The sequence below is a fragment of the Streptomyces sp. NBC_00090 genome (genome assembly GCF_045160815.1).
In the GTDB taxonomy this organism is placed as follows: Bacteria; Actinomycetota; Actinomycetes; order Streptomycetales; family Streptomycetaceae; genus Streptomyces.
This window is the reverse complement of the sequence record NZ_CP108224.1, coordinates 519,909-543,103: the sequence shown is the minus strand read 5'-3', so window position 1 is coordinate 543,103 and position 23,195 is coordinate 519,909. Positions and strand designations below refer to the sequence as shown.

Here is a 23,195-nt window from a genome sequence, read left to right as displayed (position 1 = left end):
GACGAGGGTCTACAGGCCGCTGCCGTGCGGGGCGTACAGATCGAGCAGTCGTACTCGGGCGGCGACGAGGCGACGAGCGAGCGTCTGCCCGACGAAATGCCCGAGGGCGGAGCCGAGAGCAGGATCGGCGTCCATCATCATGCGCACGGTCGCGGACTCGCCGGCCGCCCACGAGCTGGTGCGCCGCCTGGCCGACGCCCGGGGTGACCTGCGCGTCGTGACGGCCAGGTTCCGCGCCGACGCCCAGTGGCGGGTCGACCGAGCCCGGACCACGGGGGCGCGCACAACCGCCAACACCTGGGCGAGTCGAAGGGCAGGGCCGACCGAGCGCATCTGGCGTCGAACTCGTCGGAGGCTGATGATCGGCCCCGCCCCGGGTCTGCCGCACCGGCGCGCCTCCCATCGGCTCCACGACCTCCAGTCGGCTTCCGCCGCGACCGCACCCGCCCCTCCGGCCCGCTACGGCTGTGCGGGCCCCCGGGGGCGGCCGTGGCGAGGCCACTGACTGCTTTCGGAGCCGAACCAGAGACAGGGCCGGTCAGCCCGTCAGGGACCTCCACATCGTCAGCGGCCGGTCCTCGACCGTGACCTGGTCCTCGTGGCCGTGGCCGTCGCGGATCACGATGATCCGGTACTTGTCCTGGTGGAACACCCAGAACAGACTCATGCCGTTGATCCGCTGCATGTCCGGCACCGCGAGGAATTCGTCGACCCGCGTGATCCCGGCCAGCGATCGCCACAGGTCGAGGCCGCGGTCGCCGCGTTCGAGGTTGTCCTGGTGCATCCTGCCGTCGGCGACCGAGATGAGGCGGTAGACCTGACGGTCCATCAAGGTGTGGAACACCCAGTACCAGCTCTTGCCGTCGACCCGCTGCAGGTCGGGTACCGGCAGGAAGGCGTCCACCCTCTCGATGCCGTTGAACGAGACCCAGGCGGAGAGCGAGCGGTCCGGGAGGTCGATCGCGGCGGTCTGCTCGGAAGGAAGTCCGGACTCGGCGCCGGCGGCGATCGAGATCTTCCGGTAGACCTGCCGGCCTTCGACGGTGTGGAACAGCCAGAACCGGCTGCGGCCGTTGATCCGCTGCTCGTCCGGGACGGGCAGGATCGCGTCGGCCTTCTTCACCCCCGTAAAGCACGGCCAGGTGCTCAGCGGCCGGTCGGGGCGTTCGCGGACGTCCGCGTGCTCGTCCCCGTCGGCGATGGAGATGGTCCGGCAGACCGGGTCACCGTCGCCGCCCGTCCCGTACGCCCAGTACCAGCTCTTGCCGTTGATCCGCTGCATGTCAGGGATGGGCAGGAAGGCGTCGGTCGGCCGGACGTCGACGGGCGGCTTGTCGGTGAGCCGGCCGTCACCGAGCAGCCGCAGCAGCGTCAGCGAGGGGACGAAGGCGTAGACGGACCCCTCGGTCACGACGAACTGGCTCAGGCTCAGCTGAGTGGTCTTGCCGGGAGTCTCGTAGCTGAGCGTTCCGGCCGCGCCGACCATTCCGTCAGGGCCGGGCTTGTTGGTCCGGTTGGGCGGAAAGTTCGGGCTGTCGATCCACGCCTTCTGGATGAACTCGAACTGCTGCACAAGGTCCGACTGGTAGCAGACGAAGAGCAGGCCGCGCTTCTCGTCGGGCCCGCCGGGCCCCTCCGAGGCGGGGTCGAAGGGCGCACCGTACGGGGCGCCGCGGCGGATGATCCGGCGGCGGTCCATCACCGGATTCTCGTCGAACGGCGGATCGCCGGGCTTCTCCTGCAGGCCGTCCCGGGGGTTGGTCTTGCGCAGGTGCGAGAAGAGCGGGGTGATGAAGCCCTCGGGGTCGTTGCGGTAGCCGAAGTCGTTGTCGTCGCCGGCCAGCGCGTTGGAGGGCCGGTCGGCGTTGGGGCACGTGGCGACGGGGGTGCCGGAGCGCCACCGGCCGACGAGGCGGGCCGCCAACCACTCCGAGGTGCCCTCGGGCGGCACCACCTTGGCCTCCTTCAGCACCTTCAGCTGCCCGGCGACCTGGGACCAGAAGCCCGGGACGTCCTGGCCCAGCCGGCGTACCACCTGGAAGGTGCCGTTGTCGGCCCATTCGGGCGTCTCGTGCGGCACGCCGCCGATCCGGTCGTGGCCGACGACGAACTCGCCGGGCGGGATCAGCCGGGTGCCGTGGTGGCCCTTGACGTATTCGGGCTTGACGGGGTCCGGCTCGTCGAAGCCGATCACGCCGGGCTCGCTGACGCCGTCCTTGAAGCCGAAGTGCTCCTTGCCCCTCCGGCTGCCGGGCAGTGTGGCGGCGTCCTGCTGGAACACGATCACGATCTTGGCCGCGGCGCACGCCTCGCGCTGCTGTCTGACCGCCGCCTGGAGGTCCTGGACGGTGTCGGAGGCGATGGTGAGCACGGCGTCGACGACCTGACCCTTGCCGTTGCCGAAGAGCCACATCTCCGGCGAGCTGTCGCCGGTGTCCCCGAGGGCCCGCTTGTCCGAGCCCTGCTTGAAGGCCTCCAGGCCGCTGCCGGGCTTGACGGAGGGCAGCGGGTCCTTTCCTGTCAGCTCCCGCAGGCCCGCGCAGGTGAAACCGACGTTGATCCAGGTGGCCTTCAGCGACTTCGGGTCGTCGCCGGCCGACGCCTTCCTGGCCTTGCTGAAGGCGGCGTTGAAGGTCGCCACCTGCCTCGTCGTGGCGATCTGCGGTTCCAGGCCCTTGACCCAGGTACGCGCCCGCGCCGGGTCCTCGAACTTGAGGAACAGCAGGGTCATCTGGTCCTTCTTGAAGCCGGCGATCACATCGCCCTGGATGTCGTCGCTCTCACGCAGCTTGAGATCGTCCACCATGTTCCCTCCAGAAAACGACACCTCCACGCCGTTTTGTGTTGCGCGGAGTAATCAGCAAAGTACGCGGCACTCATGTGGGCTTCCGGTGCCCGACCGGCCGACGAAGCTGTCCGTCACCCGTTTGTTGTCCGCAAACGTGCTGGTCGGGGGGCGCACGACGTGCGCGGGGGCGCTTTCGGCGCTCGGGGTCACCCGCCTGCATGTCTCGGGGTGACAGCCGAGCGACCCGCCGGAAAGCTGAGGTCTGTCACTTTGCGTGAACAGGTGGCAGTCCTGGCGCAGCCCGCCCCCCGACACGTCCCCTGGTCGCGGCTGGTGCACCTACACCTCTCCGGCAAGGAGTCCCATGTCCCGCAGTAATCCGCCCCTGCCCGTCCGCCGACGCCTCGCCACGGCGATCTCCGTCTGCGCAGCCACCGCGATGGCCGCGTCCGTGGCCCTGGCGTCGGCAGGCCCCGTACTCGCCCACACCGGTCACGACGAGGGGGGCGATGCCTATCCCCACGGCCCCGCCTCCCGGGCGGCGACCGCACCGGTCACCGTCGACCCGGACGAGGCGGCGACACTCGGCAGGGAGCACGCCGAGGAGCACGCCCGTACCCGGAAGGCACTGGCCGACGTCGGCGAGTACCCGCAGACCACCCGTACCGAGCGGCTCAAGGCACTGACCGCCTCCCAGGAGAAGGCCAACGCGGCTTTCGACGCAGCCGAGTTCGGCCGGTTCCGGGAGTACTTCCAGTCCCCGGACTTCGCGGCCCACATCGCGCTGCTGCCGACCGGCAAGGTCCTGCTGTTCTCCTTCGAGCGGATCGAGACCAACCCGCAGAAGGAGCCGGCCCCCACCGACACGATCGGCAAGCCGAACGCCGGCCGCGCCTGGATCTGGGACCCCGCCAAGGGGACCGGCCCCAGCGCGTTCACCGAGAAGAAACCACCGGTCGTCAACATGCCCGACGGCAAGAACGAGCCCCGCCCGGCCCCGTTCTTCTGCGCCGGCCACTCCTACCTGCCCAACGGCATGCTCGGCGTCTTCGGCGGCAACCTCGGCGGCAACGGAGGCTCCGGCGCCAAGCTGTCCCTGGTCTTCGACCCCTGGGCGGAGGAGTGGTACCTGAACGAGGACATGTCCGTCGGCCGGTGGTACCCGAGCGTGGTCACCGGCGCCGACGGACGTCAGGTGATCATGTCCGGCCAGTCGGAGCTCGGCTGGGGCACCCCCACCCCGGTCGTCGAGCGCTTCCCCGCCGCGGCCCACCCCGTGCCCTTCGACAAGTCGGTCAAGCCGATCGGCTGGGGGGTGGACAAGCTTGCGACCGAAGCCCCGTTCAAGTGGGACTACCCGCACCTGTTCTCGCTGCGCGACGGGAAGATCTACGGGCTCGGCCGCTCCGTGGACCAGCAATGGCTCTTCGACACCGCCACCGACACCAAGACCGACCTGCCGAACCGCCCGGACATCAACAAGGACAAGCCCGGCCCGGACGGCGGCGAGTGGAGGCGCAACTACGGCTCGGCGGTCCCCCTGCCGGCCGGTTTCAGAGGCCCCGACTCGGTCCTGGTCCTCGGCGGCGACCGCAACGACCCGAACACGTACCGTCTGGCCGGCGGCAAGTGGAACACCGAGAAACCCCGTGCCTTCGGCCGTACCCAGGACGACACCCTGCTCCTGCCGAACGGCAACCTGCTCACCGTCAACGGCGCCTTCGACATCCGCGACTACGGCAACGGACCGTACAACCCCAACGCCGACCTGAAGTACCGCCAGGTCGAACTACGCGACGAAAACGGTGACTGGAAGCTCGGCCCCGTCCAGCGGCTGCCGCGCGGCTACCACTCCAACGGCGTGGTCCTCCCGGACGGCCGTGTCATGATCACGGGCGACGAGCTGCAGCAGCTCGCCAACGACCCCGACATCACCGACAACAACAACGGCAGCATCGAGATCTACGAGCCGGCCTACCTCCACCAGGGCAGCCGCCCCGCGCTCGGCCTGATCTTCAACCCCACCGTCGGCTACAACGAGAAGATCACGGTCAGCACCAGTACGCCCAGCGAGGTCACCCGCGCCGTGCTGCTGGCCCCGACGACCGCAACCCACTCGATCAACACCAGCCAGCGTCACCTCGAACTGCGTATCAAGAGCCGCAGCGGCAACTTCCTGGAGCTTCAGGCCCCACCGACCGCCGCCGCGGCCCCGCCCGGCCACTACATGCTCTTCCTCCTCAACGAAGAGGGCGCACCGAGCAAGGCCGGCTGGGTCCAGCTGAAGCCCCCGGCGGCCGCCGCCACCACCACGGGCGTCACCACCAACAAGGTGAAGGCCGCCGACTGACAACTGCCGTCTCTACAGGGCGAGCCCCGGCCAGGTCACCGGGCACGGGCTGGGGCTCGCCACGGACCGCACAGCACCGGTATCGGGGTCGCACGACGGCAAGCCTCCCCGCGCTTGGTCCAGGTCTGGTCTGGCGTACCAGGCCGACGCCGTGGAACCGAGGGACAAGGACGCCGACCGCGGCACGCCGTGCCGAGGACGGGTTGGACTCCACTCGACGGCCACGACAGCGAACGCCTGGACCGACGACCGCGACCGATGCCGGCGGGCCGGCATCGACGACACGGCTGTGGGCTGCTCGGCGAACATGTCATCCCCGATTCGAGTGGACTCCCAGCGAAGGGATCGCCTCGCCCGCTGGTCGCGGCTATTGATGGCCGGGGCGCCTCACCGGCCGATCGGTGGGTGCCCGGACCGCACCGATGTGGGGGCAGCGGTGCCCTGGCAGCCCGGGAGAGCCGACATGATCGTGGTTGACGCGTGCGACGAGTGGAGTCCGTTACGAGAGGTGGTGGTCGGCACGGCGTACGGCGCGATGTTCCCCGCCGAGGACCCCCGCATGATCGAGGCGACCATGCCCCGCGAACACTGGGCGGAGTTCCGGCCCGGCCACCCCTTTCCCTCCCGGATCGTGGAGGCCGCGGAGCAGGAGCTCCAGGCCCTTGCGGAAACACTGGAGAGCCTGGGCTGCGTGGTGCACCGGCCGCGGCGCGTTCCCTGGTCGGGCCTGGGCGGCTACTGCGCCGCCATGCCACGCGACTCTCTGCTCGTCATGGGCAACCGTGTCGTCGAGGCGCCGATGGCTTGGCGCAGCCGCCGCCACGAACTGCTCGCCTACGGGGCGCTCCTTCAACAATTCCGCCGATCGGGAGCGCACTGGCTGCCGTCGGGGGTGGACCTGGCCGTCGACCCCCTCACCAGTGGCCCGTCCCGCTCGGGCCACTGGGTGATCGGGGAGGACCGACCAGCCTGGGACGCCGCCGATTTCCTCCGCCTGGGCCCTCGCACCATCCTGGGCCAGCTCAGCCACGTCACCAACCGCTCGGGCATCGCGCACCTGCGCAGCCGGCTCGGCCCCGACACCCGCGTCCATCTGGTCCAACCGGACGACCCGCACGCCATGCACATCGACGCGACGCTGTGCCCACTGCGCGAGGGGCTGGCCCTGTACAACCCGGAGCGGCTGGATCCCGCCCAGCTTGGCGGCTCTCCGATGGAGGGATGGGAGCTCGTCCCTGCCCCTCTCCCCGCGCCGCGTGACAGCCCGCCGCTCTACATGACCAGCGCCTGGGTCTGCATGAACCTGCTGGTGGTCGACCACCAGCACGTCCTCACCGAGGCCCGGGACGAAAAGCTCCAGGAGCTGCTCGTCTCCTACGGCATGACTCCGCTGGCCTTGCCCTTTCGCAACGTTCAGGCGCTGGGAGGCTCCTTCCACTGCGCCACCCTGGACCTACGCAGGGACCGCCGCAGCGCTGAAGCCCGCGGGTAGTCGCGCGACGTCCAAGGTGTCTACGGCGACGGCGGCAGCGATGCCGGTCACCATTCCTCGACCCCTGTTGTGCAGTTGATCGACCAGCCTGGGCACCCACCCGGCTCATCCTGAAGATCACGCTTGATTTCGCGTTTCAGGGCGTTGCTTGCCGGTGGCTCCGGACAGCGCGCGGCCCATGGGAGGGGAGAAGACGGCCGACGGCCCCGGCACGGTGGTGCCGAGGCCGCCGACGGCGTGACGCGTGGGTCAGTTGAGGGGGCCGAACATGACCGTGCCTGCGGCCTCGGGGTCGTTGCTGCTCCAGACGTCACGGGCCGCCTTGACGAACTCGTCGACGCTGACGAAGCCGTCGCCGTTGCGGTCGATGCGGGCGAAGGTCTCGGCGCTCAGCTTCTCGTTCACACCGAAGGCCCGGTAGATCCGCTCGACCTGGAGCGGGGTGAGCGCCGCACCGGCCACCTCGCGGGGTGCGCGGGAGGAGATGGGTGCGAGGCGCCACCGGACCGCGATGGTCGCGACGGTGGTGGCGAGTTCGGTGAGGGCGAAGTGGTCGCCCAGGCATTTGTAGGGCCCGGTGCTGAAGGGCAGGTACGGCGTCTCGCCGGCATTCCCGTCGAGCCAGCGTTCCGGGCGGAACTCGGCCGGGCCCGGGTAGATGCCGGGATCGCGGTGCAGCGTGGCGGGGCTGAACAGGAGTTCCGTCCCGGCGGGCAGCTGTGCCGTGCCCAGCTTGACCGGGGCGGCGGGCCGGCGCATGAGCATCCAAGCGGGGCTGTGGAGCCGGAGGGTTTCGCGGACCACGCCCTGTGTGTACGTCAGCGTCGGCAGGTCGTCGAACGTGACCGGCCGGTCGCCGAGCACCGTACCGAGCTCGTCGATCAGCCGCTTCTCGGCCTCCGGGTGGGTGGCGACCTCGTGGTACAGCCAGGTGAGGGTGGTGGAGACGGTCTCGATGCCCGCGGTCAGGAAGGTCATGGCCTCGTCCCGGACCCGCGTGGCGCTCATGGTCCGGCCGTCGTCGGGATCCCGGACGGCAACGAGCATGGACAGCAGGTCGCCGCGGTCCTCACCGTCCCGCTGGTGGGCGTCCACCAGCTCGCCCACCAGCGCGCGCAGACCGCTCTGCGCCTCGTCGAAGCGCCGGTTGGCAGGGGTGGGGAGCCGGTCGAGCCAGCCGGCAGGGGAGACGACCTTGCGGCCCATGCCGCGGATGAACACGGGAAGCCAGGTCTGGATCCTGTCGATCTGCTCGCCGCTGATGTCGCCGCCGAACAGGACCCGCGCCACCACCTCGCTGCTGAGCGCGTACATCTCGGCGCCCACGTCGATCGTGCGCTCCTCGGTCCAGCGGGAGCAGCGGGCGGCGGCGACGTCCCGCATGACGTCCGTGTACCGCTTCAGCCGCTCTCGGTGGAAGGCGGGGAGGACGAGCCGCCGCTGGCGCTGGTGGCCGGCGCCGTCCGTGGTGAAGAGGTTCTCGCCCTGGTAGGGGCGGAACTTCTCGTAGAAGCTGCCCTTGCGGTACGACTCCGCGTCGGCGGCGAACACCTGCCGTACCAGGTCAGGGGAGTTGAGGACGTACACGCTCTGTGGCCCCATGCGGATGCGCACGATGTCGCCGAGCGGACGGATCGACTGCAGCGGTCCGACAGGGTCACGGAGGAGTGGCAGAGCGTGCCCGATCAGCGGCAGACCGCCAGGCGCCGTGGGGATGCTGTCTCGTGCCTCGACCCGAGGGGTGGTCATCCTTCTCAGGCCTCACTGGCTTCGTGGCGGCGCGTAAGGCGCAGCTTCAGGCCCCGGGGTTCGATGATGCTGCGGCCGCTGATCGTCACAGGGGAGGTGTTCGCCGGGGTGAGCCGCCAGTCGCCGAGCAGCGTGGCCAGCGCCAGAGTGATGTTGTTGACGGAGAAGTCCCGTCCGATGCACTTACGGGAGCCGGTGCCGAACGGGATCATCGTCAGGGCCCGTTCGGCCTTCACCCAGCTCTGTTCCCCGCCGATCCAGCGGCCGGGGTCGAACCGTCCGGGGTCGGGGAACAGGTCGGGTCGGTGGTGCAGGATGTACGGGCTGATCAGGATGTCGGAGCCGGCCGGGACGCTGTGACCGCCCAGCTCGGTCGCGGTCACGGTGGTACGGCTGAACAGCCAGGCGGCGGGGGTGATCCGGAAGCTCTCGGCGACGACCGCCGACAAGGTCTCCAGTCGCGGCAGGTGCTCGTGGCGGGTGGTGGCCCCGCCGCAGACCTCTCGGACCTCGTCCGCGACGGAGGCGTCCAGTTCCTCGTCCAGCGACAGGTGGTGGAGGGTCCAGGCCAGCATGGCGGCAGTGGTCCCGATGCCGGCGATGAACATGGTCATCACCTGTTCCCGGATCTCGGCATCCGTCAGAGAGGCACCTTCCTCGCCCCGGGTGAGGAGCATCGACAGGAGATCGCCGTGGTCGATCCCGTCCCGCCGGTACGCGGCGACGGTGGCGTCGATCCTCGCGTAGAGCGAGCGACGAGCCTGCTCGAAACGGCGGTTGGTGGGAAGCGGAAGACCTGCGAGGCCGGGGGCCGCCATGCGCAGGAACGCACCGCTCACCAGGGTGTCCACCTCGCGCAGGGTCTCCTCGACCTGGCCCGCTCCGGAGTCCTGTCCGGTGAACCACGAGGCGAACATGGTCGAGACGGTGATACGCAGCGCGAGTTCCTGCATCACCGGGTAGACGTCGAGGACCTGTCCCTCTCGCCAGGTCGCGGTGACGGCGGAGATCTCACGGCCGGCCAGTGCGGCGTAGTCCACGAGCTTGCCCGGATGGAAGGCCGGCTGCGTGAGCCGGCGGAGCCTCGTGTGTTTGGCGTTGGGGCAGGTGGCGAGGCCGTCACCGAAGAACACGGCGATGTTCTCGAAGAACGGTCCGCCCTTGTCGAAGTCGCGGTGCCCGGTGAGCAGCACCTGGGAGACCAACTCGGGACTGCACACGACGTAGGTACGGCGCGGGCCGAGCCGGATCTCCACCAGGTCGCCGTGGGCGGGCAGGGAGGTGAGGAACCGGGTCGGATCGGAGAGCAGTTGACGCAGGTGGCCCAGCAGGGGCAGGGCGCCCGGGGCCTTCGGGACCGCGGACGAGGCCCGGTCGGAAGAGGGGATGGTCACCGTCATGATGTCCTCAGCTCTCCGCGCCGACCAGCAGGCCGGTCGCCCAGTCCGGCAGGATCCGGTGCTGCTGGTGGCGGCCGGAGATCCGCTCCCACTCGTAGTCGCCGCGGACCCAGTCGTGGATGACGCCCGCGTACCCGAGAACCGCGGTGCGCTGCTCGGGGGAGAGGGCGCGGACGAGCCGGGGCAGGTCGGTCGCTTCCAGGGAGACCAGCTCGTCGACCTTGTCCTGCGCGATGCGGGACGCGTGGACCAGCGCCTCCTGCCGGGTACAGGCCTGCGTACGCTCGATCAGATGGATGGCGTTGTGCCCGCCGGTGACGTCCTCGTGCCGCAGGGACATCGAGTCGTTGCGTAACGCCACGAGGTCGGCCCCGAGCTGCCGCATACGACCGAGCACCGGGTGGTGCCAGACCACCGGCGCCACCTCGACGCCGCCTCAGTGCTCACCCAGGTCGTTCTGCCCGAAGGCGCAGGTCGTGGCGGCCCGCAGGGGGAAGTACGCCTCCAGATCGTGATGGACGCGGCCGTCGGTGCGGTCGATCGCCTCGGTGAGCTGCGAGGAGAAATACGCGCTCCAGTGGTACGAGACGCGGGAGCGCAGCGCCGGGGACATCCCCCGCACCATCCGGGGTCACAGGTCCGCGAACGCCCGTACCGTGGGCGCCGGATGGCGATCCGCTCCGGGTACCCCCTGCGCCGTGTCGATCAGTGTGCGGCCTGTTCGCCCTGGAGCAGCCCGAATTCCCGCATCCAGTCGATCGCGCGCTCGCGCGCCTGGTCCAGATGCGGATTGCTCCGCAGCGGCCACGGGGTCGTGAAGACCACGCCCTTCCTCGATGATCACTGCACAGGAAGGATCTTGAGTCGGGGAGGCGCGGCGCAACGACACGCGGGCGGGTCCACCCGATCGTGCGAGAACACGGGCAGGTCGCTGACGCGCGCCCTCCGTCTCCTCCACGGACACGGCCGCCTCTGACGCGGGCACCGCCTGACGGCGGTCGCGTACCCGTAGGCCGTGCTTCGTGGCGAGGCAAGGTGAGGGACAGTCTGACGCCGGGGGCGGGCGTTTCTGTCTCCAGGTCCGTGCCCGACAAGGACCCGCCGAAGCAGGCGCATATGCGTGCCGGCTGTTCTGACCGGGTGTGACATGCCGCCCATGGCGTAATCGGCTGTTGGGCCGGTTGGCGGTGTCAGGCTGTGCGGGTTGATCACTGCCGTGTCGCGAGCCTTGCGTATGGGGCGAGTGAACGTTGTTGGGAGTGGATCGCCGTCCGGGGCGCTGCGCTTTGTACCGGCCCCGCACAACCGCCCACTGGAATCCCGTGCCGCGGTATGAAGGGATGCAAGCAGCCATGACCGAAGGCGGGCGAAAGCCGGGCAAGTTCGGGGTGGACCGGTCGGAGGGGTTTGGCGAGCGGTTGCTGGGTTTGCTGCTTGACCGGGCTCATGAGATGCCGCCGCAGTTGATCGCCCCCCTCGTCGCGGAAGAGGTGGCCCGGGTCGGTGGCCGGGACGTCTCGATCCTCTTGCAGGACTACGAGCAGATGATGCTGGTGCCGCTGCCAGGCCGGGGGCTGATGGTCGATGACCCCCAGCCGGTTGAGGGGTCCCCCGCCGGGGAGGCGTTTCTGAACCGCAGAACGGTGGAGGTACCGCAGGACGGAAGCGTGCGGATGTATCTGCCGCTGCTGGACGGCAGTGACCAGGTCGGGGCGATGGCCGTCACCCTGGACAGCGTCGATGACGACGACCGGCGGCTGCTGCGCAGACTCGCCGGGCTGGTCGCAGACATGATCGTGACCAAGGACGCCTACACCGACCTGTTCTTCCAGGCCCGACGCCGCGCCCCGATGAGCGTGGCCGCAGAGATCCAGTGGTCGTTGCTGCCTCCGCTGTCGATGACTGTTCCGCAGGTCGAGGTGGCCGGAATCCTGGAGCCCGCGTACAACGTGGCCGGCGACAGTTTCGACTACGCCCTCAACGGCGACATCCTCCATGTGGCCATGATCGACGCGATGGGCCACGGCCTGGACGCGGCGACCATGGCGACGGTGGCCATCGGGGCCTACCGCCACGCACGACGGGCCAACACCGGTCTGTCCCAGGTGTATGCGTTCATGGACAGGGCCATCAACGAGCAGTTCGGCCACGACCACTTCGTCACCGCCCAGATGATGTGCCTGAACATCGCCACGGGCCGGCTGCAATGGGTCAATGCCGGCCACCCGGCACCGCTGCTGATCCGTGACCGCTCCGTGGTGGACCGGCTGGAGAGCCCGACAACATTGCCGGTCGGCTTCGGCGGTGAGGAACCGGTGGTCAGCGAGCGGCTACTGCAGCCCGGGGACCGGCTGCTGTGTTTCACCGACGGCCTGATCGAAGAGCACCAGCCCGGCGGGGAGGAGTTCGGTGAGGAGCAGCTCATCGAGTTGACCAACCGGGCAGCCCTTGGCCACACCGCGGTGCGAGCCGTGGTGCGCGCGCTCTCTCACGCCCTGAAGCAGGAACGGGGCGGCGTCACCAGCGACGACGCGACCATCTTCCTGATCGAGTGGCGTGGCGGCGACGCCAATCATCTCGCCACCCTCGATTGAGCCGCGGCTGAGGGACGCGGCCCGCACCTTGAGGCGTTCATCCCGGAGTCGCCGTGCTCGCCGGCGGGCTACGTTCCGGGCGAGTCGTGGCGGGAACGGGAGCTGGAGCCGGTGAGGAGAAGGGCGGGCAGGTCGGCGAAGGAGTCGAGGACGTGGTCGGGGGTCCCGGAGGCGGCGCGGTGCGTCTCGGGGAGGTATTTGCCTGTCCTCACCAGGACGCCGGTGATGCCTGCCTGTTGGGCTGCCAGCACGTCCGACTCGATGTCGTCGCCGATCATCAGCGCTTCGGGTGCGTCGACGCCCAGGTGGGCGAGGGCGCTCGCGAAGAACGCGTGCGCCGGCTTGCCTGTCACCTCCGCCTCTGTGCGGGAGGCCTTCTCAAGGCCTTCGAGGAAGGCCCCGGTGTCGAGGTCGAGACCGTCCTTGGTACGCCAATACAGGTTGCGGTGCATGGACACCAACCGGGCACCGCGCTGCAGTTGCCGGAAGACGCGGTTGAGAGGCTCGTAGCCGAACTCGGGGCCCGCGCCGCCGAGGACGACCACGTCCGCGTCCCCCTCGTCGACCAGCGTGACCCCCGGCAGGTCGTCCCGCACGTCGCCGCTGTTGAGCAGGAGACAGCGGGCGCCGGGGAAGTGCTCGCGCAGGTAGGCCGCCGTCGCGGCCGGGGCGGTCAGGATGTCTCCGGCACCGACGGGGAAGCCCAGGCCGGCCAGGCGCGCGGCGATGGCGGCACGTGTGCGGGAGGTGTTGTTGGTGACCAGCGCGAGGCGGAGGCCGGCGGCGCGCAGCCGTTCCATGGCCGCGACCGTTCCGGGCAGGGGCTTCCAGGAGACGGTGAGGACGCCGTCGATGTCGATCAGGACCGCACGGATTCGCTCCATGGATCCGACGGTAGCCCCCGCCACGACGGTAGGCGGGCGGCGCGCCCGGGCGCCCTGGAGCACACGAAGGAGGGCGGGAAGCCTCCACGCTTTCCGCCCTCCTGAGACGCACGGCACCGGACCCTCACCAGGTCGGTGAGTCGGAGGGGCCGCATCGGGTGGGCGCAGCCCGGTTCCATGCCGCGGTCGGCGTCCGTGGCGGTGGCGAAGCCGGACTCGGTCATGCGGATCGCGGAGAGCAAGTAGGGGACGAGGAGGGCGTTGACGACGAAGCCGGTGCGGTCGTGGGAGTGGATGACGGTCTTGCCGAGGGTGCGGGTGGCGAAGTCCGTCACGTCCGCGGCCACCTCGGCGGAGGTGTGCAGGGTGGTGACGACCTCGACGAGGGGCAGCACGGGTACGGGGTCGAAGAAGTGCAGCCCGACGACCCGGTCGGCGCGGCCGGTGGCCATGCCCGGGCGCATCACGGGGAGGAGGAGGTGTTCGTGGCGGCCGCTCTCGCTTCTCCTGTTTCCGCCGTCAGTCGCTGTGCACGGTAGGTGGAGCGGGGCGGGTCGCGCGGATCAGCCAGAGGGTGGCTGCGAGGCAGAGGGCCGAGAGGAAACCGAGCAGCAGAGGAACGGCGCGGACGCCCGACCACTCGATGGCTTTGCCCAGGACGGGGCCGGCGGCGACGCCGCCCACCATGGACGCGGCGATCACCACCGCGCCGGCCCTCGCGGCCTGAGGCGCCGCCCGGTTCAGCCACGGCAGAGCGGTGGGGAAGATCGGGGCGATGAAGAGCCCGACACCCGCGTAGGCGTAGGGAGCGAAGCCCGGGAACGTGGCGAGCAGCAGACAGAGGGTCATTCCGGCACAGGAGACGGTGATGATCGCCTGAGCGGAGACCTTCAGAGCCAACGGGGCCACCAGGAATCGCCCCACCGTCATCATCAGCCAGTACACCGATGTGGCGGTGGCGGCGAATCCGGCGCTGTAACCGACGGTCTCCAAGTGGGTGGGCTCCCAGCCGCCCACGCCTGCTTCGATCGCTACGTGCAGGACGTACAGAGCGACGAACACGGTGAGGAGGGTGACCAGACTGCGGGTGCGGGCCGCAGTGCGCGGCGTCGTCGCGGAGGGCATCTCCTGGGGCGGTGGCGTGTCGCGGACCCCCTTCAGGCACAGCAGCAGCGGCAGGTTGAGGACGGCGAAGACGAGGAAGACGGTGGTGTACTCGTCCGCGCCCACGGCAGCGATCACGGCGGGGCCGAGGATGGCGCCCACGCCGAAGTGGGCGTTGAGGATGTTGAGCATGGCCGCGGACCGGTGGCCGAAGCCGGTGGCGAAGAGCTGGTTCAGTCCGTAGTCCACGCCGCCGAAGCCGAGACCCGCCAGCAGCGCTGCCACGAGGGCGACGGGCCAGTTGGGGGCGAGGGCGAAGCCGGCCGCACCAAGCCCCATGAGGAGGTAAGAGCCGCCCAGGAGTAGGCGGTTGCCGATACGGCCGTAGAGGCGGTCAAACGCCAGGACGCCTGCGACGCCGCCGACGAAGTGTGCGCTCAGGCCCAGCCCGGCGGCGGACGGCGAGAGGGCGTATTCGTCACGGAAGGCCGGGATGGCCGGCCCGTAGAGGGCCTGCAGGGCGCCGATCAGGACGAAGCCGACGCAGGAGGCGACGATGGCGGCCGGGGTGAAGGCGCGAGTGCCACTGTCGGCTGAGCTCGTCGGCAGGTCGGTCTGTGTTGCACTGTCGGTCACGCGGACTCCAGGTGCCGGCGCACGATTTCGTGGGTGTAGGTCATGATCATGTCGGGACGGTTCTGCACCTGGCGGAGCTCGGCGTGCGGGTACTCGCCGAGCACACCGAGAGCGAGCGCCTGGGCGGCGAAGCCGCAGGAACGAGCCCACCCGGACCTCTCCGAATGATCAGGAGGTAAGCCACTTTCCGGGCGGGAAAGGTTGCATCGATCAAGGGGAGCTGGTGTGACTTTTCGACGTACGCAGCGACTCTTCACGGAGCATGTTTGCGCAAACATTATTCAACACGGGGTGACGGAAATCAACACGCGATCTTGGCCAAGGCCTGTCGCGGAAAATGGATCGCGGTGGCGCGTGAGCGGGATACGGCATGCTCGCCATGGGCCGTGAGTCCGGGCCCCCGGCACCACGTCCGAGAAGGCGCCTCCGTCACCGCTCGGCGTGTACGTCGCCGCACGTCACGGCGGTGCGAGGCGGCGAGGAGCCCCCACCCGCCGCGCCGGTCCTACTGGTGGCGGAGCGCTCCTCGGGGACTCGTCCGGGGTGACTCTCTGCACCAGGGCCGGGTACGACCGCGCGACATGTTCCAGCCAGGTGGAGAGCGGACGACGCATGGACTGCCGCCGACGGGCGAGGGGCTGGTTCGTCAAGGAGGGCTCCCGCCGTCGGCTCCGTCGTGGGCACGTCGCACCTTCCACCACGGCACGGTGGACGCGCGGGCTGCCTCTCCCGGTGACTGGCGAGCGCGATCTCGTCGCGGCTGTGGGCGACCTCGCCGTACCCATTGGACCGTGGTCGAGTCCACGCAGACGACCGTCCAGTCCACCTGCCCGACCGCATCGGAATGCTGCTGGACATGGGCCAGGAGCCGGTCCCTGGTGCCGTCCGCGAAGCGTTCGTTCACCGTATTCCACGGTCCGTAGCGCTCCGGCAGGTCACACCAGGCCTAGGATGTCCGCCGCGCGTCGCGTCACATGCGGTGGACGATCGCGCGGACGCGACTCCTGTGGGGCGCTCGTTCGTGCGCCGTCCATCCGGCTGTATTCGGTCAGCTGTTTCTCTGGGGGACAACTTCTGTGTTCGGAATCATCAGGCCCTGCCGTCATCGCCTGGGCGACGGTTTGCGTACCGAGTGGATGGCGCATCTGTGCGGGCTGTGCCTGGCGTTGGGCAGGGAGTACGGGCAGTTCGCGAGGACGGCCACCAACTACGACGGCCTGATCGTCTCGGTGCTGACCGAAGCGCAGTCGGAGCGTACTGGTGACTGGCGGCGAGGCGCCGGTCCGTGCCCGCTGCGCGGGATGCGGTCGGCGGACGTGGCGCAGGGCGAAGGTGCGCGGCTGGCGGCAACGGTGTCGCTCGTGCTGGCCGCGGCAAAGATACGTGACCACGTGGCCGACGGCGACGGCCTGCTGGGAAGGCGCCCGATCACGGTGGCGGCACGTCGGATCGCCCACGGCTGGGACCGTGCGGGGGCCGCGGGCGGCGAACGGCTCGGCTTCGACACCGCGTTGCTGCTCCGGGCGGTGGAACGCCAGCCGGAGATCGAGCGGTCGACCGGCCTCGGTGGCTCGCTGCTGACGGTCACGGAGCCCACGGAGACGGCGACCGCCGCCGCCTTCGCGTACACCGCGGTGCTCGCCGGCCGCTCGGGCAACGCCGGACCGCTGGCGGAGGCCGGCCGTCTGTTCGGTCGGCTGGCCCACCTGCTGGACGCGGTGGAGGACCTGGACGCGGACGAGGCGTCCGGCGCGTGGAACCCGATCGCCGTGACCGGTGCGGACCGTGCCGAGGTGCGTCGGCTCTGCGACGACGCCGTCCATGGGATCCGACTCGCGCTGTCCGAGGTCGTGTTCGTCGACGGGAAGCTGGTGCGGGCCCTCCTGGGCGTCGAGTTGGAGCGTGCCGTGGACCGGGTCTTCGACCCTGGGCATGGTCACCACCAGCACCGCCACCAGGCACGGGGCCTGCGCATGCTGCCCTGGCTGGGGCGCCGTACGGCGACGGCAGCACCTACGGAGACCGGCGCGGGCACGACCTGTGGGGTCGGGGCGCTCGCGGGCGCGGCCCCACAGGGAGCGTCGCAGGCGTCGGGCCGGCCGCCGGAGGGGCGGTGCCGGCGGTGTGGCGAGTGGCGCCGGTTGTGCGGCGATTGCGGGTTGTGCTCCACCTGCTGCACCTGCGACGAGGGCGCCGACCCGGGTGATGGAGAGCCTTTCGGGTTCGGCGACGGCAGCCGCAACGGCGGCTCGAGCCGGGACGGTTCCGGCCGGGACGGGTCAGGCCGGGACGGGTCCGGGGGCGACGGCTGGTTCAGCGGCTCGGGCGGCGGCAACTCGGGCGGCTCTTCCGGCGGTTGGGGCGGTGGACACGGGTCCGGTGGCTCTCGTGGTTCCGGTGGTGGTTCGGGTGACGGCTGCGGTGGTGGTGGCGGCGGTTGCTGCAACCCGTGCGGGTGCTGCTGCGACTGAAGGACCGGAACGAGGCCGACGAGCCCCCGGCCCTGTAAGCGAACGGGGCGGGGGCTCACGGTGCGCGTCGACCACGGCGTACGCCACCGGCCGCACCGTCTGTGCCCGTCGCGTCCTTCGGCTGGGGCCGCGTCCAGGTCGTGCGGGTCAGGTGCGCGGAAGGAGCGGGCCGGCCCGGGCGGCGGGCGTCGCGCTCAGGGCGAAGGGGTGGCCATGAGGCGGGCCTGAGACGACGATCGAGGGCCTCTCGATCGTGCCGCGGTCGGGACCGGCCGAGGTGGGGGAGTCCGAGCTGCGGCAGCTCCTGGTCGGCCTCACCGCCGTGTGGTACGGGGACTTCGGGGCCCGGCTGCCCGACGCGGCGGACGGGCTGATGGGTCAGATCTTCAGTGTCTTCAACGGGATGGTCGACCGGCTGTCCCTCGTCACCTCCGAGGTGACCCGGTTCGGTTTCTCCTTCTCAGCGCAGTTGCTCGGCCAGTCCGACGATGATGCCCTCCGGGCCGCGGAGGTAGCAGAGCAGATAGCTGTCCTCGAACCGGGCGATCTCGCCGACGAGTTCGGCGCCGTGAGGGCGTAGGCGGGCAACAGTGTCCTCGATGTCGTCGACGGCGAACATGACGCGGTGCGTGCCCAGAATGTTGTGCGGCCGGTTGCGCGGCCCGGCGCTGATCACCGCGGGGCTGCGGTACTTCGCCAGCTCGAGCCGGCTGTGGCCGTCCGGGGTCCGGACCATCGCGATGTCACAGTGGACGCCGTCGAGTCCCGTGCACTGGTCGGCGAAGAGGCCCTCGACCTCCGCCCTGCCCTCCAGCTCCATACCGAGTTCCACGAAGAACGCGATGGCGGCATCCATGTCCTCGACGACGATGCCGACGTTGTCCATCCGCTGAATCGCCATGCCGGTTTCTCCTTCTTCCTCGTGCGGCCGGTGGTGGCCGCCGATGTCCCTGGGACGGAGCCGGTGGCACGTTCTCGACATCCTCAGACCGCCGAACTCCGAAGAATCTGGATCGCGCCTCAGCGCCGCTACAGAAGACCCGCGAGCCAGGCGCCACCACCGAGGGTGAGTGCGGCGCAGGTGGCCGCTCCCATGAAGACGATCAGTCGCAGCGTGCCATCCCCGCTTTTTAGCCCGATACAGTCGCGAAGGCTACAGCGGAAGCAACTGCGCTGCAGGCCGCGACATCGACCCCGACGGCTGCGGAGAAAGTATTCTCATCGGCTACAGCGAAAACCCCAAAGGGGCCCATTCCGAGCGCTCGATCGGATACCCGATCATGCATAACGGCAAGCAATCCGGACTTACGGATGTCTTCACCGAGCGAGAGTCATGCCGGAAGACTCCGAGCTGCGACAGGTGGCTGGACAAACATTTCCCTCCAGGTAAGGCAGCAATGGCATTTGCAGTGACCATGCCCGAGCTCATCAGCCGATTCGGCATCACGGGCATCAACCTCTTCCCCCGCTACAGCCACCTTCCTCCACTCCACGAGAAGACAGCTGCCTTCCTCGGCGCAGTCGGACTGCCGCACAGTGAACAGTTCATGTCCCGCACCGAAGGTGATCCCGTCAACCTCTCGGCAAGGTTCTCCGAAGGAGACGGAGGGCTCCCGAAGGAATGCGACACATGGCTTGAGATCGGTTGGTTCCAGAACGTGATCATCGCCCTGGATCCGACGGATGGAAAAGTGTACGCCTTCCCCGAAGGCAGCCCCCTCGAAGACTACGAGCAATTGAACCGTGACGTGGAATCCCTCGTATACACCGTCGTGGCGTTCGAAGAATTCGCAGCCTCCTGCGAAGGGGCGGACGATCTCGACTTCCTGGAATCGCGTTTCAAGAATCACATCAACCGATTCGACCCCATCCCGTTCGGTGACGAGGACTCGCAGTGGTCACGCATCGCCGACGATGTTCTGGAATCCAACTGGACCACCTGACTGGCAGGCCGTCAGCTGCGATGGCGTGGCACTCCACATGCTGGACCCCTCGGTCTCGGCCAGACGCCGCCGGAACGCGGCAAAGCCGCTGGCGGACGAAGCCGGGGGATGGCCTTCGGCGGCTTCGGATCCACCGTGTGCGACCGCGTCGGATGTCGCGGAACCCCGCTGATCCCGAACGGTGACGGCTCACCGGATCAGCTCATGCCGCTCGTCGCCCGTATGCGTCGCGGCCGCTCCACCGACTCGCGAACAGGTGCATTACGGACAAGGATGTCGACGGGTGGGCATCGGTGCGTCCCGTGCGGCGTCGAGTCCGCCCCGGACAGGCGCGGTGGAACTTCTGGAGGTAGGGATGTCCGAACTGATCGTCATCGGCTACGACGACCGGGGCGTGGCGGACGCGGCGTTCGCCACCGTGCAGGACCTGCAGCGCGACTACGTCGTCCACCTGAACGGTCTCGCGGTCGTCTCCGTCGACGACGACGGCAGGACCCATGTCGATACGACCAGCCGGATCGTCGGGGTCTCCGCCGCCTCCGGAGCCCTCTGGGGCGCCATCTTCGGGATCCTGTTCCTGCTGCCCGGAGTCGGCCTCGTGACGGGCGCGGCCGTGGGCGGCCTGGTCGGCAGGCTCAGCAAGTCCGGCGTCGACGAGCAGTTCCGCGAGCAGGTGCGGGACCTGTTGAAGCCGGGCTCGGCGGCCGTCGTGGTCATGGCCTCGAAGATCACGGACGACAAGTTCACCGCGGCGATGCGGCCGCACGGCGGCACCGTCCTGAAGACCTCGCTCAGCGACGCGGACGAGAAGGAACTGGCCGAGCAGCTCACCGGCGCCCAGTAGTCACCCGTCGCCACCCGTCGCCGACCGTCATCCCGCGCCCGCCGCCCGCCGTCGCCGCCGGTCGCGCCGCTCCGTACGGCTCTCGTACGGCTCTCGGAACACCCTACGAAAGGCACCCCTCATGCACCCCGTTCTGAGCACCGACGTGCTCGCCAAGCTGCGCCGGCCCCGCCCCTATCCGGCCGTGTCGCTCGTGATGCCCACCCACCGTCGCGAGCCGGACAACGCCCAGGACCCCGTACGGCTGCGCAACCTCCTGGCCAGTGCGGAGAAGGCACTCCAGAGCGACCCGGACGTGCCCCGGGAGCGCCGTGCGGACGTGCTCGACCAGCTGGAGCGGGCCGTCGGCGAGATCGACCTCGCCCATGTGGAGGACGGGCTGGTCATCTACGCGGCGCAGGGCGAGCACCACGTCTGGACCGTGGGCCGGACGGTCCCGGAGCGGGTGGTCCTCGCCGACACCTTCCTCACGCGCAACCTCGTCGCCGCCCAGGCCGCCGAACAGCCCTACTGGGCGCTGGCCGTCGCGGCGGACCGGGTGTCGCTCTGGAGCGGCGGGCCGGAGCGGGCCGTCGAGTTCACGGGCGACGGCTTCCCGCTGACACGGAGCCTCGAGGACCGCGACGCGGAACGCAAGGAACGCGTCGGCGACCTTCCGAGCACCTTCCGGGACGAGGACACCCGCACCTTCCTCCGCGAGGCCCACCAGGCGCTGCGCACCGTCCTCGCCTCCGAGCCGCGTCCGCTGTACGTGATCGGTGAGGCGCCGGCCCTCTCGGCGCTGGAGGAGACCGGCCGACTGGACCACGGCACGATGACCGTGCAGCGCGGTGGGCTCGCGGACGGCCCGGCCGACGCGGTGCACCGGGCCGTCGAACCGGTGCGGAGCGCGCGGGAGGAGGCCGTGGCCACCACCGTGGCCGCGGAGCTGGACACGGCGCAGGGGCGGCGCGAGTTCGCGGCCGGTCTCGACGAGGTGTGGCGGGCCGCGAAGGACGGCCGGATCCGTCTCCTGGCCGTCGAGGACCACTACCGCGACGTCGTACGCGACCGCGGCGACCACCTGGAACCCGCCGCCGCCTCGGACCCCGACACGCGGGACGACATCGTGGACGAGATCGTCGAGCGGGCCCTGGAGACGGGCGCCGAGGTGAGGTTCGTACGGGACGACGCCCTGGTCGAAACCGCCCGCATCGCCGCCGTGCTGCGCTACTGACCACGACTGCACGCACCGCGCACGTACCGCACCGCGCACGTACCGCACCGCGCACGTACCGCACCGCGCACGTACCGCACCGCGCACGTACCGCACCGCGCATGCACCGCACCGCACGTACCGCACCGCACGTACCGCACCGCACGCTCCGGAGGAACGAGGAACCCAGCGTGAACACCGCATCATCCCGCCCGAGACGACCGGTCCGCGCCCGGGCGGCGGGCGCCGCCCTCGCCGTCGTCGTCACCGCGCTCGGCGCCGCCACTCTCGTGTCCTGCGGCTCAGACGGGGACGACACCGGCGCTCCGACGTTCAGCGAACGACCCACGGCCCCCGACACCGCCGCCTTCTCGGGGGAGCTGCCCTCCTCCGTCGCCTCGGCGGGGGAATCGGTGATCGAGTCCGCGCGTGCGGAGGCGTCGTCCGCGGCCGCCTCGGCCTCCGCGCGGGAGGCGTCGCGCAAGGCGTCGATCGGAGCCGAGGTCGAACGCTCCCGCCGGGCGGCCGAGGACGCGCTGGAGGACGTCGAGGGCGGAGGGAACGCCCGGAACGAGGTCGGGATGACCGGCAAGCCCCGTGCCGACACGGACGGTCTGCTCACCGTCGTCGTGACCATCACCAACGAGACGAGCGAGACGGCGTCCTACGCGGCCCAGGTCGACTTCCTCGACCCGTCGGGCAAGGTCGTCGAGACCCAGTTCGTCGGCGCCGAGGACCTCGCGCCGGGTGAGCGCGTACAGCCCCTGGTCATCAGTCGGCAGCCCGCCGAGCCGGTCCTGACACCGAGGCTCACCAAGGCACAGAGGTACTGACGTCCACGGTCCTCGGCGTCAAGGGGGCCGCACCGGAGGAGAATCGCATGTCCGAACTCATCGTCATCGGCTACGACGACCACGCGGTCGCGAAGAAGGCCTTCAAGGCGGTCCAGCAGCTCCGTGACGACCACGTCCTCGACCTCAACGGACTGGCTGTCGTCTCGGTGGACGAGGAGGGCGAGACCCATGTGGACACCCCCGCGAGGAGCGAGGAGGTCGCCCTCTCGGCCACGGCCGGCGCTCTCTGGGGCATGGTCTTCGGCATGCTCATCCTCACCCCGGGCATCGGCGTGGTGGGCGCGGCCCTCGGGGGTCTCATCGGCAAGCTGAACCAGATGGGCGTCGACGGCAGGTTCCGGAAGAAGGTCCAGGAGCTGCTGGAGCCCGGCTCGGCGGCCGTCGTCGTCATGGCCTCGAAGATCACCGAGGACCGGTTCGCCACGGTGATGGAACCCTTCGGGGGAACGGTGCTCAAGACCTCCCTCCCGGAGGAGAGCGAGCGCGAGCTCGCGGAGCAGCTCGCCGGTCCCGGCGCCGCCGAGACGGCGGCGTGAACCACTGACGCGTCCGCGGACCGCAGCCCCCCTCCCTGCTCCAGCGAGGGGGGCTGCGGTCCGCGGACGTATATACGTCTACACGTCGACGCTCGGAATGAGACCGCGTCGCGGATCAGCGGGCGGGCGAGCGCCGGCGGTGAAACAGCGGCACGCCGGCGAAGATCACGTGCTCGGCCGCGCTCCCCGGCCCCGGCTTCCGCCCCTGGCCCCCGGCCCCGGCTTCCGCCACCGGCCCCCGCCCCCGGCCTCGCTCCCGGACCCGCCCCCGACCCCCGGCCGCTCCCGTTCTCACAGCGTCGGCCCCGTGGGTGTGTGACGAGCGTTACCGCTCATGATCGGCCGAGGTCACACC

Annotated in this window: 16 protein-coding genes and 5 pseudogenes; 11 read left to right on the top strand and 10 right to left on the bottom strand. The window is 70.0% G+C overall.

The features are described 5' to 3' along the window. Window positions 1-9: 9 nt before the first annotated feature. Window positions 10-159: pseudogene (locus OG361_RS02480) on the bottom strand (regulator); the annotation flags it as partial. Between OG361_RS02480 and OG361_RS02475 the strand changes: the two are divergent. Further along, complete coding sequence (locus OG361_RS02475; protein WP_405862712.1) at window positions 140-505, top strand: hypothetical protein; 366 nt, start codon at window positions 140-142, stop codon at window positions 503-505. The pseudogene OG361_RS02480 and the gene OG361_RS02475 overlap by 20 nt on opposite strands. Before the next feature lie 33 nt (window positions 506-538). Here OG361_RS02475 and OG361_RS02470 read toward each other — a convergent pair whose 3' ends face one another. Further along, on the bottom strand, window positions 539-2,806 hold the full coding sequence (locus tag OG361_RS02470) for a Dyp-type peroxidase (protein ID WP_405851608.1): 2,268 nt from the start codon (window positions 2,804-2,806) through the stop codon (window positions 539-541). A gap of 346 nt (window positions 2,807-3,152) precedes the next feature. On the opposite strand from OG361_RS02470, the gene OG361_RS02465 reads away from it, so the two are divergent. Continuing rightward, window positions 3,153-5,138 (top strand): galactose oxidase-like domain-containing protein, encoded by a 1,986-nt coding sequence (locus OG361_RS02465; RefSeq protein WP_405851607.1) that lies wholly within the window; start codon window positions 3,153-3,155, stop codon window positions 5,136-5,138. A gap of 463 nt (window positions 5,139-5,601) precedes the next feature. After that, window positions 5,602-6,630 (top strand): amidinotransferase, encoded by a 1,029-nt coding sequence (locus OG361_RS02460; RefSeq protein WP_405851606.1) that lies wholly within the window; start codon window positions 5,602-5,604, stop codon window positions 6,628-6,630. Between the two features lie 249 nt (window positions 6,631-6,879). Here the strand turns inward: OG361_RS02460 and OG361_RS02455 are convergent, their stop codons facing one another. From OG361_RS02455 to OG361_RS02445, 3 genes and pseudogenes are all read right to left on the bottom strand, one after another. Beyond that, the gene (locus OG361_RS02455; RefSeq protein ID WP_405851605.1) at window positions 6,880-8,379 is read right to left on the bottom strand and encodes a cytochrome P450; all 1,500 of its coding nucleotides are present in this window, start codon (window positions 8,377-8,379) and stop codon (window positions 6,880-6,882) included. A 5-nt stretch (window positions 8,380-8,384) separates the two neighbouring features. Beyond that, a complete protein-coding gene (locus tag OG361_RS02450) occupies window positions 8,385-9,773 on the bottom strand; it encodes a cytochrome P450 (protein ID WP_405851604.1) in 1,389 nt (462 codons plus the stop codon). A gap of 13 nt (window positions 9,774-9,786) precedes the next feature. Next, a pseudogene (locus OG361_RS02445) lies at window positions 9,787-10,404 on the bottom strand (hypothetical protein). Window positions 10,405-11,131: 727 nt separating this feature from the next. Between OG361_RS02445 and OG361_RS02440 the strand changes: the two are divergent. Beyond that, window positions 11,132-12,373, top strand: coding sequence for a PP2C family protein-serine/threonine phosphatase (locus OG361_RS02440; protein WP_405851603.1), 1,242 nt, complete (start codon window positions 11,132-11,134; stop codon window positions 12,371-12,373). Between the two features lie 68 nt (window positions 12,374-12,441). Here OG361_RS02440 and OG361_RS02435 read toward each other — a convergent pair whose 3' ends face one another. The 4 genes and pseudogenes from OG361_RS02435 to OG361_RS02420 form a co-directional block, all read right to left on the bottom strand. Further along, window positions 12,442-13,257, bottom strand: coding sequence for a TIGR01458 family HAD-type hydrolase (locus OG361_RS02435; protein ID WP_405851601.1), 816 nt, complete (start codon window positions 13,255-13,257; stop codon window positions 12,442-12,444). 104 nt (window positions 13,258-13,361) lie between these two features. Continuing rightward, window positions 13,362-13,759, bottom strand: a pseudogene (locus tag OG361_RS02430) (3-hydroxyacyl-CoA dehydrogenase NAD-binding domain-containing protein); the annotation flags it as partial. Window positions 13,760-13,776: 17 nt separating this feature from the next. Further along, window positions 13,777-14,970 (bottom strand): MFS transporter, encoded by a 1,194-nt coding sequence (locus OG361_RS02425; RefSeq protein WP_405862018.1) that lies wholly within the window; start codon window positions 14,968-14,970, stop codon window positions 13,777-13,779. Window positions 14,971-15,790: 820 nt separating this feature from the next. After that, window positions 15,791-15,940: pseudogene (locus tag OG361_RS02420) on the bottom strand (IS5/IS1182 family transposase); the annotation flags it as partial. Between the two features lie 178 nt (window positions 15,941-16,118). On the opposite strand from OG361_RS02420, the gene OG361_RS02415 reads away from it, so the two are divergent. After that, window positions 16,119-17,468 carry a DUF5685 family protein gene (locus tag OG361_RS02415; RefSeq protein WP_405851600.1) on the top strand — a complete coding sequence of 450 codons (1,350 nt, stop codon included), beginning with the start codon at window positions 16,119-16,121 and terminating at the stop codon, window positions 17,466-17,468. A gap of 235 nt (window positions 17,469-17,703) precedes the next feature. After that, window positions 17,704-17,913, top strand: a pseudogene (locus OG361_RS02410) (hypothetical protein); the annotation flags it as partial. Between the two features lie 15 nt (window positions 17,914-17,928). Here the strand turns inward: OG361_RS02410 and OG361_RS02405 are convergent. Beyond that, window positions 17,929-18,369: a VOC family protein gene (locus tag OG361_RS02405; RefSeq protein WP_405851599.1), complete on the bottom strand. Its 441-nt coding sequence runs from the start codon at window positions 18,367-18,369 to the stop codon at window positions 17,929-17,931. 514 nt (window positions 18,370-18,883) lie between these two features. Here OG361_RS02405 and OG361_RS02400 point away from each other — a divergent pair. The 5 genes from OG361_RS02400 to OG361_RS02380 all read left to right on the top strand — a co-directional run bounded on the left by OG361_RS02400 (window position 18,884) and on the right by OG361_RS02380 (window position 22,840). After that, window positions 18,884-19,411, top strand: a complete 528-nt coding sequence (locus OG361_RS02400; RefSeq protein WP_405851598.1) for an SUKH-4 family immunity protein — start codon at window positions 18,884-18,886, stop codon at window positions 19,409-19,411. Window positions 19,412-19,766: 355 nt separating this feature from the next. Beyond that, window positions 19,767-20,255, top strand: a complete 489-nt coding sequence (locus tag OG361_RS02395; protein ID WP_405851597.1) for a DUF1269 domain-containing protein — start codon at window positions 19,767-19,769, stop codon at window positions 20,253-20,255. Window positions 20,256-20,376: 121 nt separating this feature from the next. After that, entirely contained in the window at window positions 20,377-21,471 is a 1,095-nt protein-coding gene (locus tag OG361_RS02390; RefSeq protein WP_405851596.1) for a chemotaxis protein, read from the top strand. 170 nt (window positions 21,472-21,641) lie between these two features. Next, window positions 21,642-22,283, top strand: coding sequence for a hypothetical protein (locus OG361_RS02385; RefSeq protein WP_405851595.1), 642 nt, complete (start codon window positions 21,642-21,644; stop codon window positions 22,281-22,283). A gap of 47 nt (window positions 22,284-22,330) precedes the next feature. Continuing rightward, window positions 22,331-22,840 carry a DUF1269 domain-containing protein gene (locus tag OG361_RS02380; RefSeq protein WP_405851594.1) on the top strand — a complete coding sequence of 170 codons (510 nt, stop codon included), beginning with the start codon at window positions 22,331-22,333 and terminating at the stop codon, window positions 22,838-22,840. The last annotated feature ends 355 nt before the right edge of the window (window positions 22,841-23,195 follow it).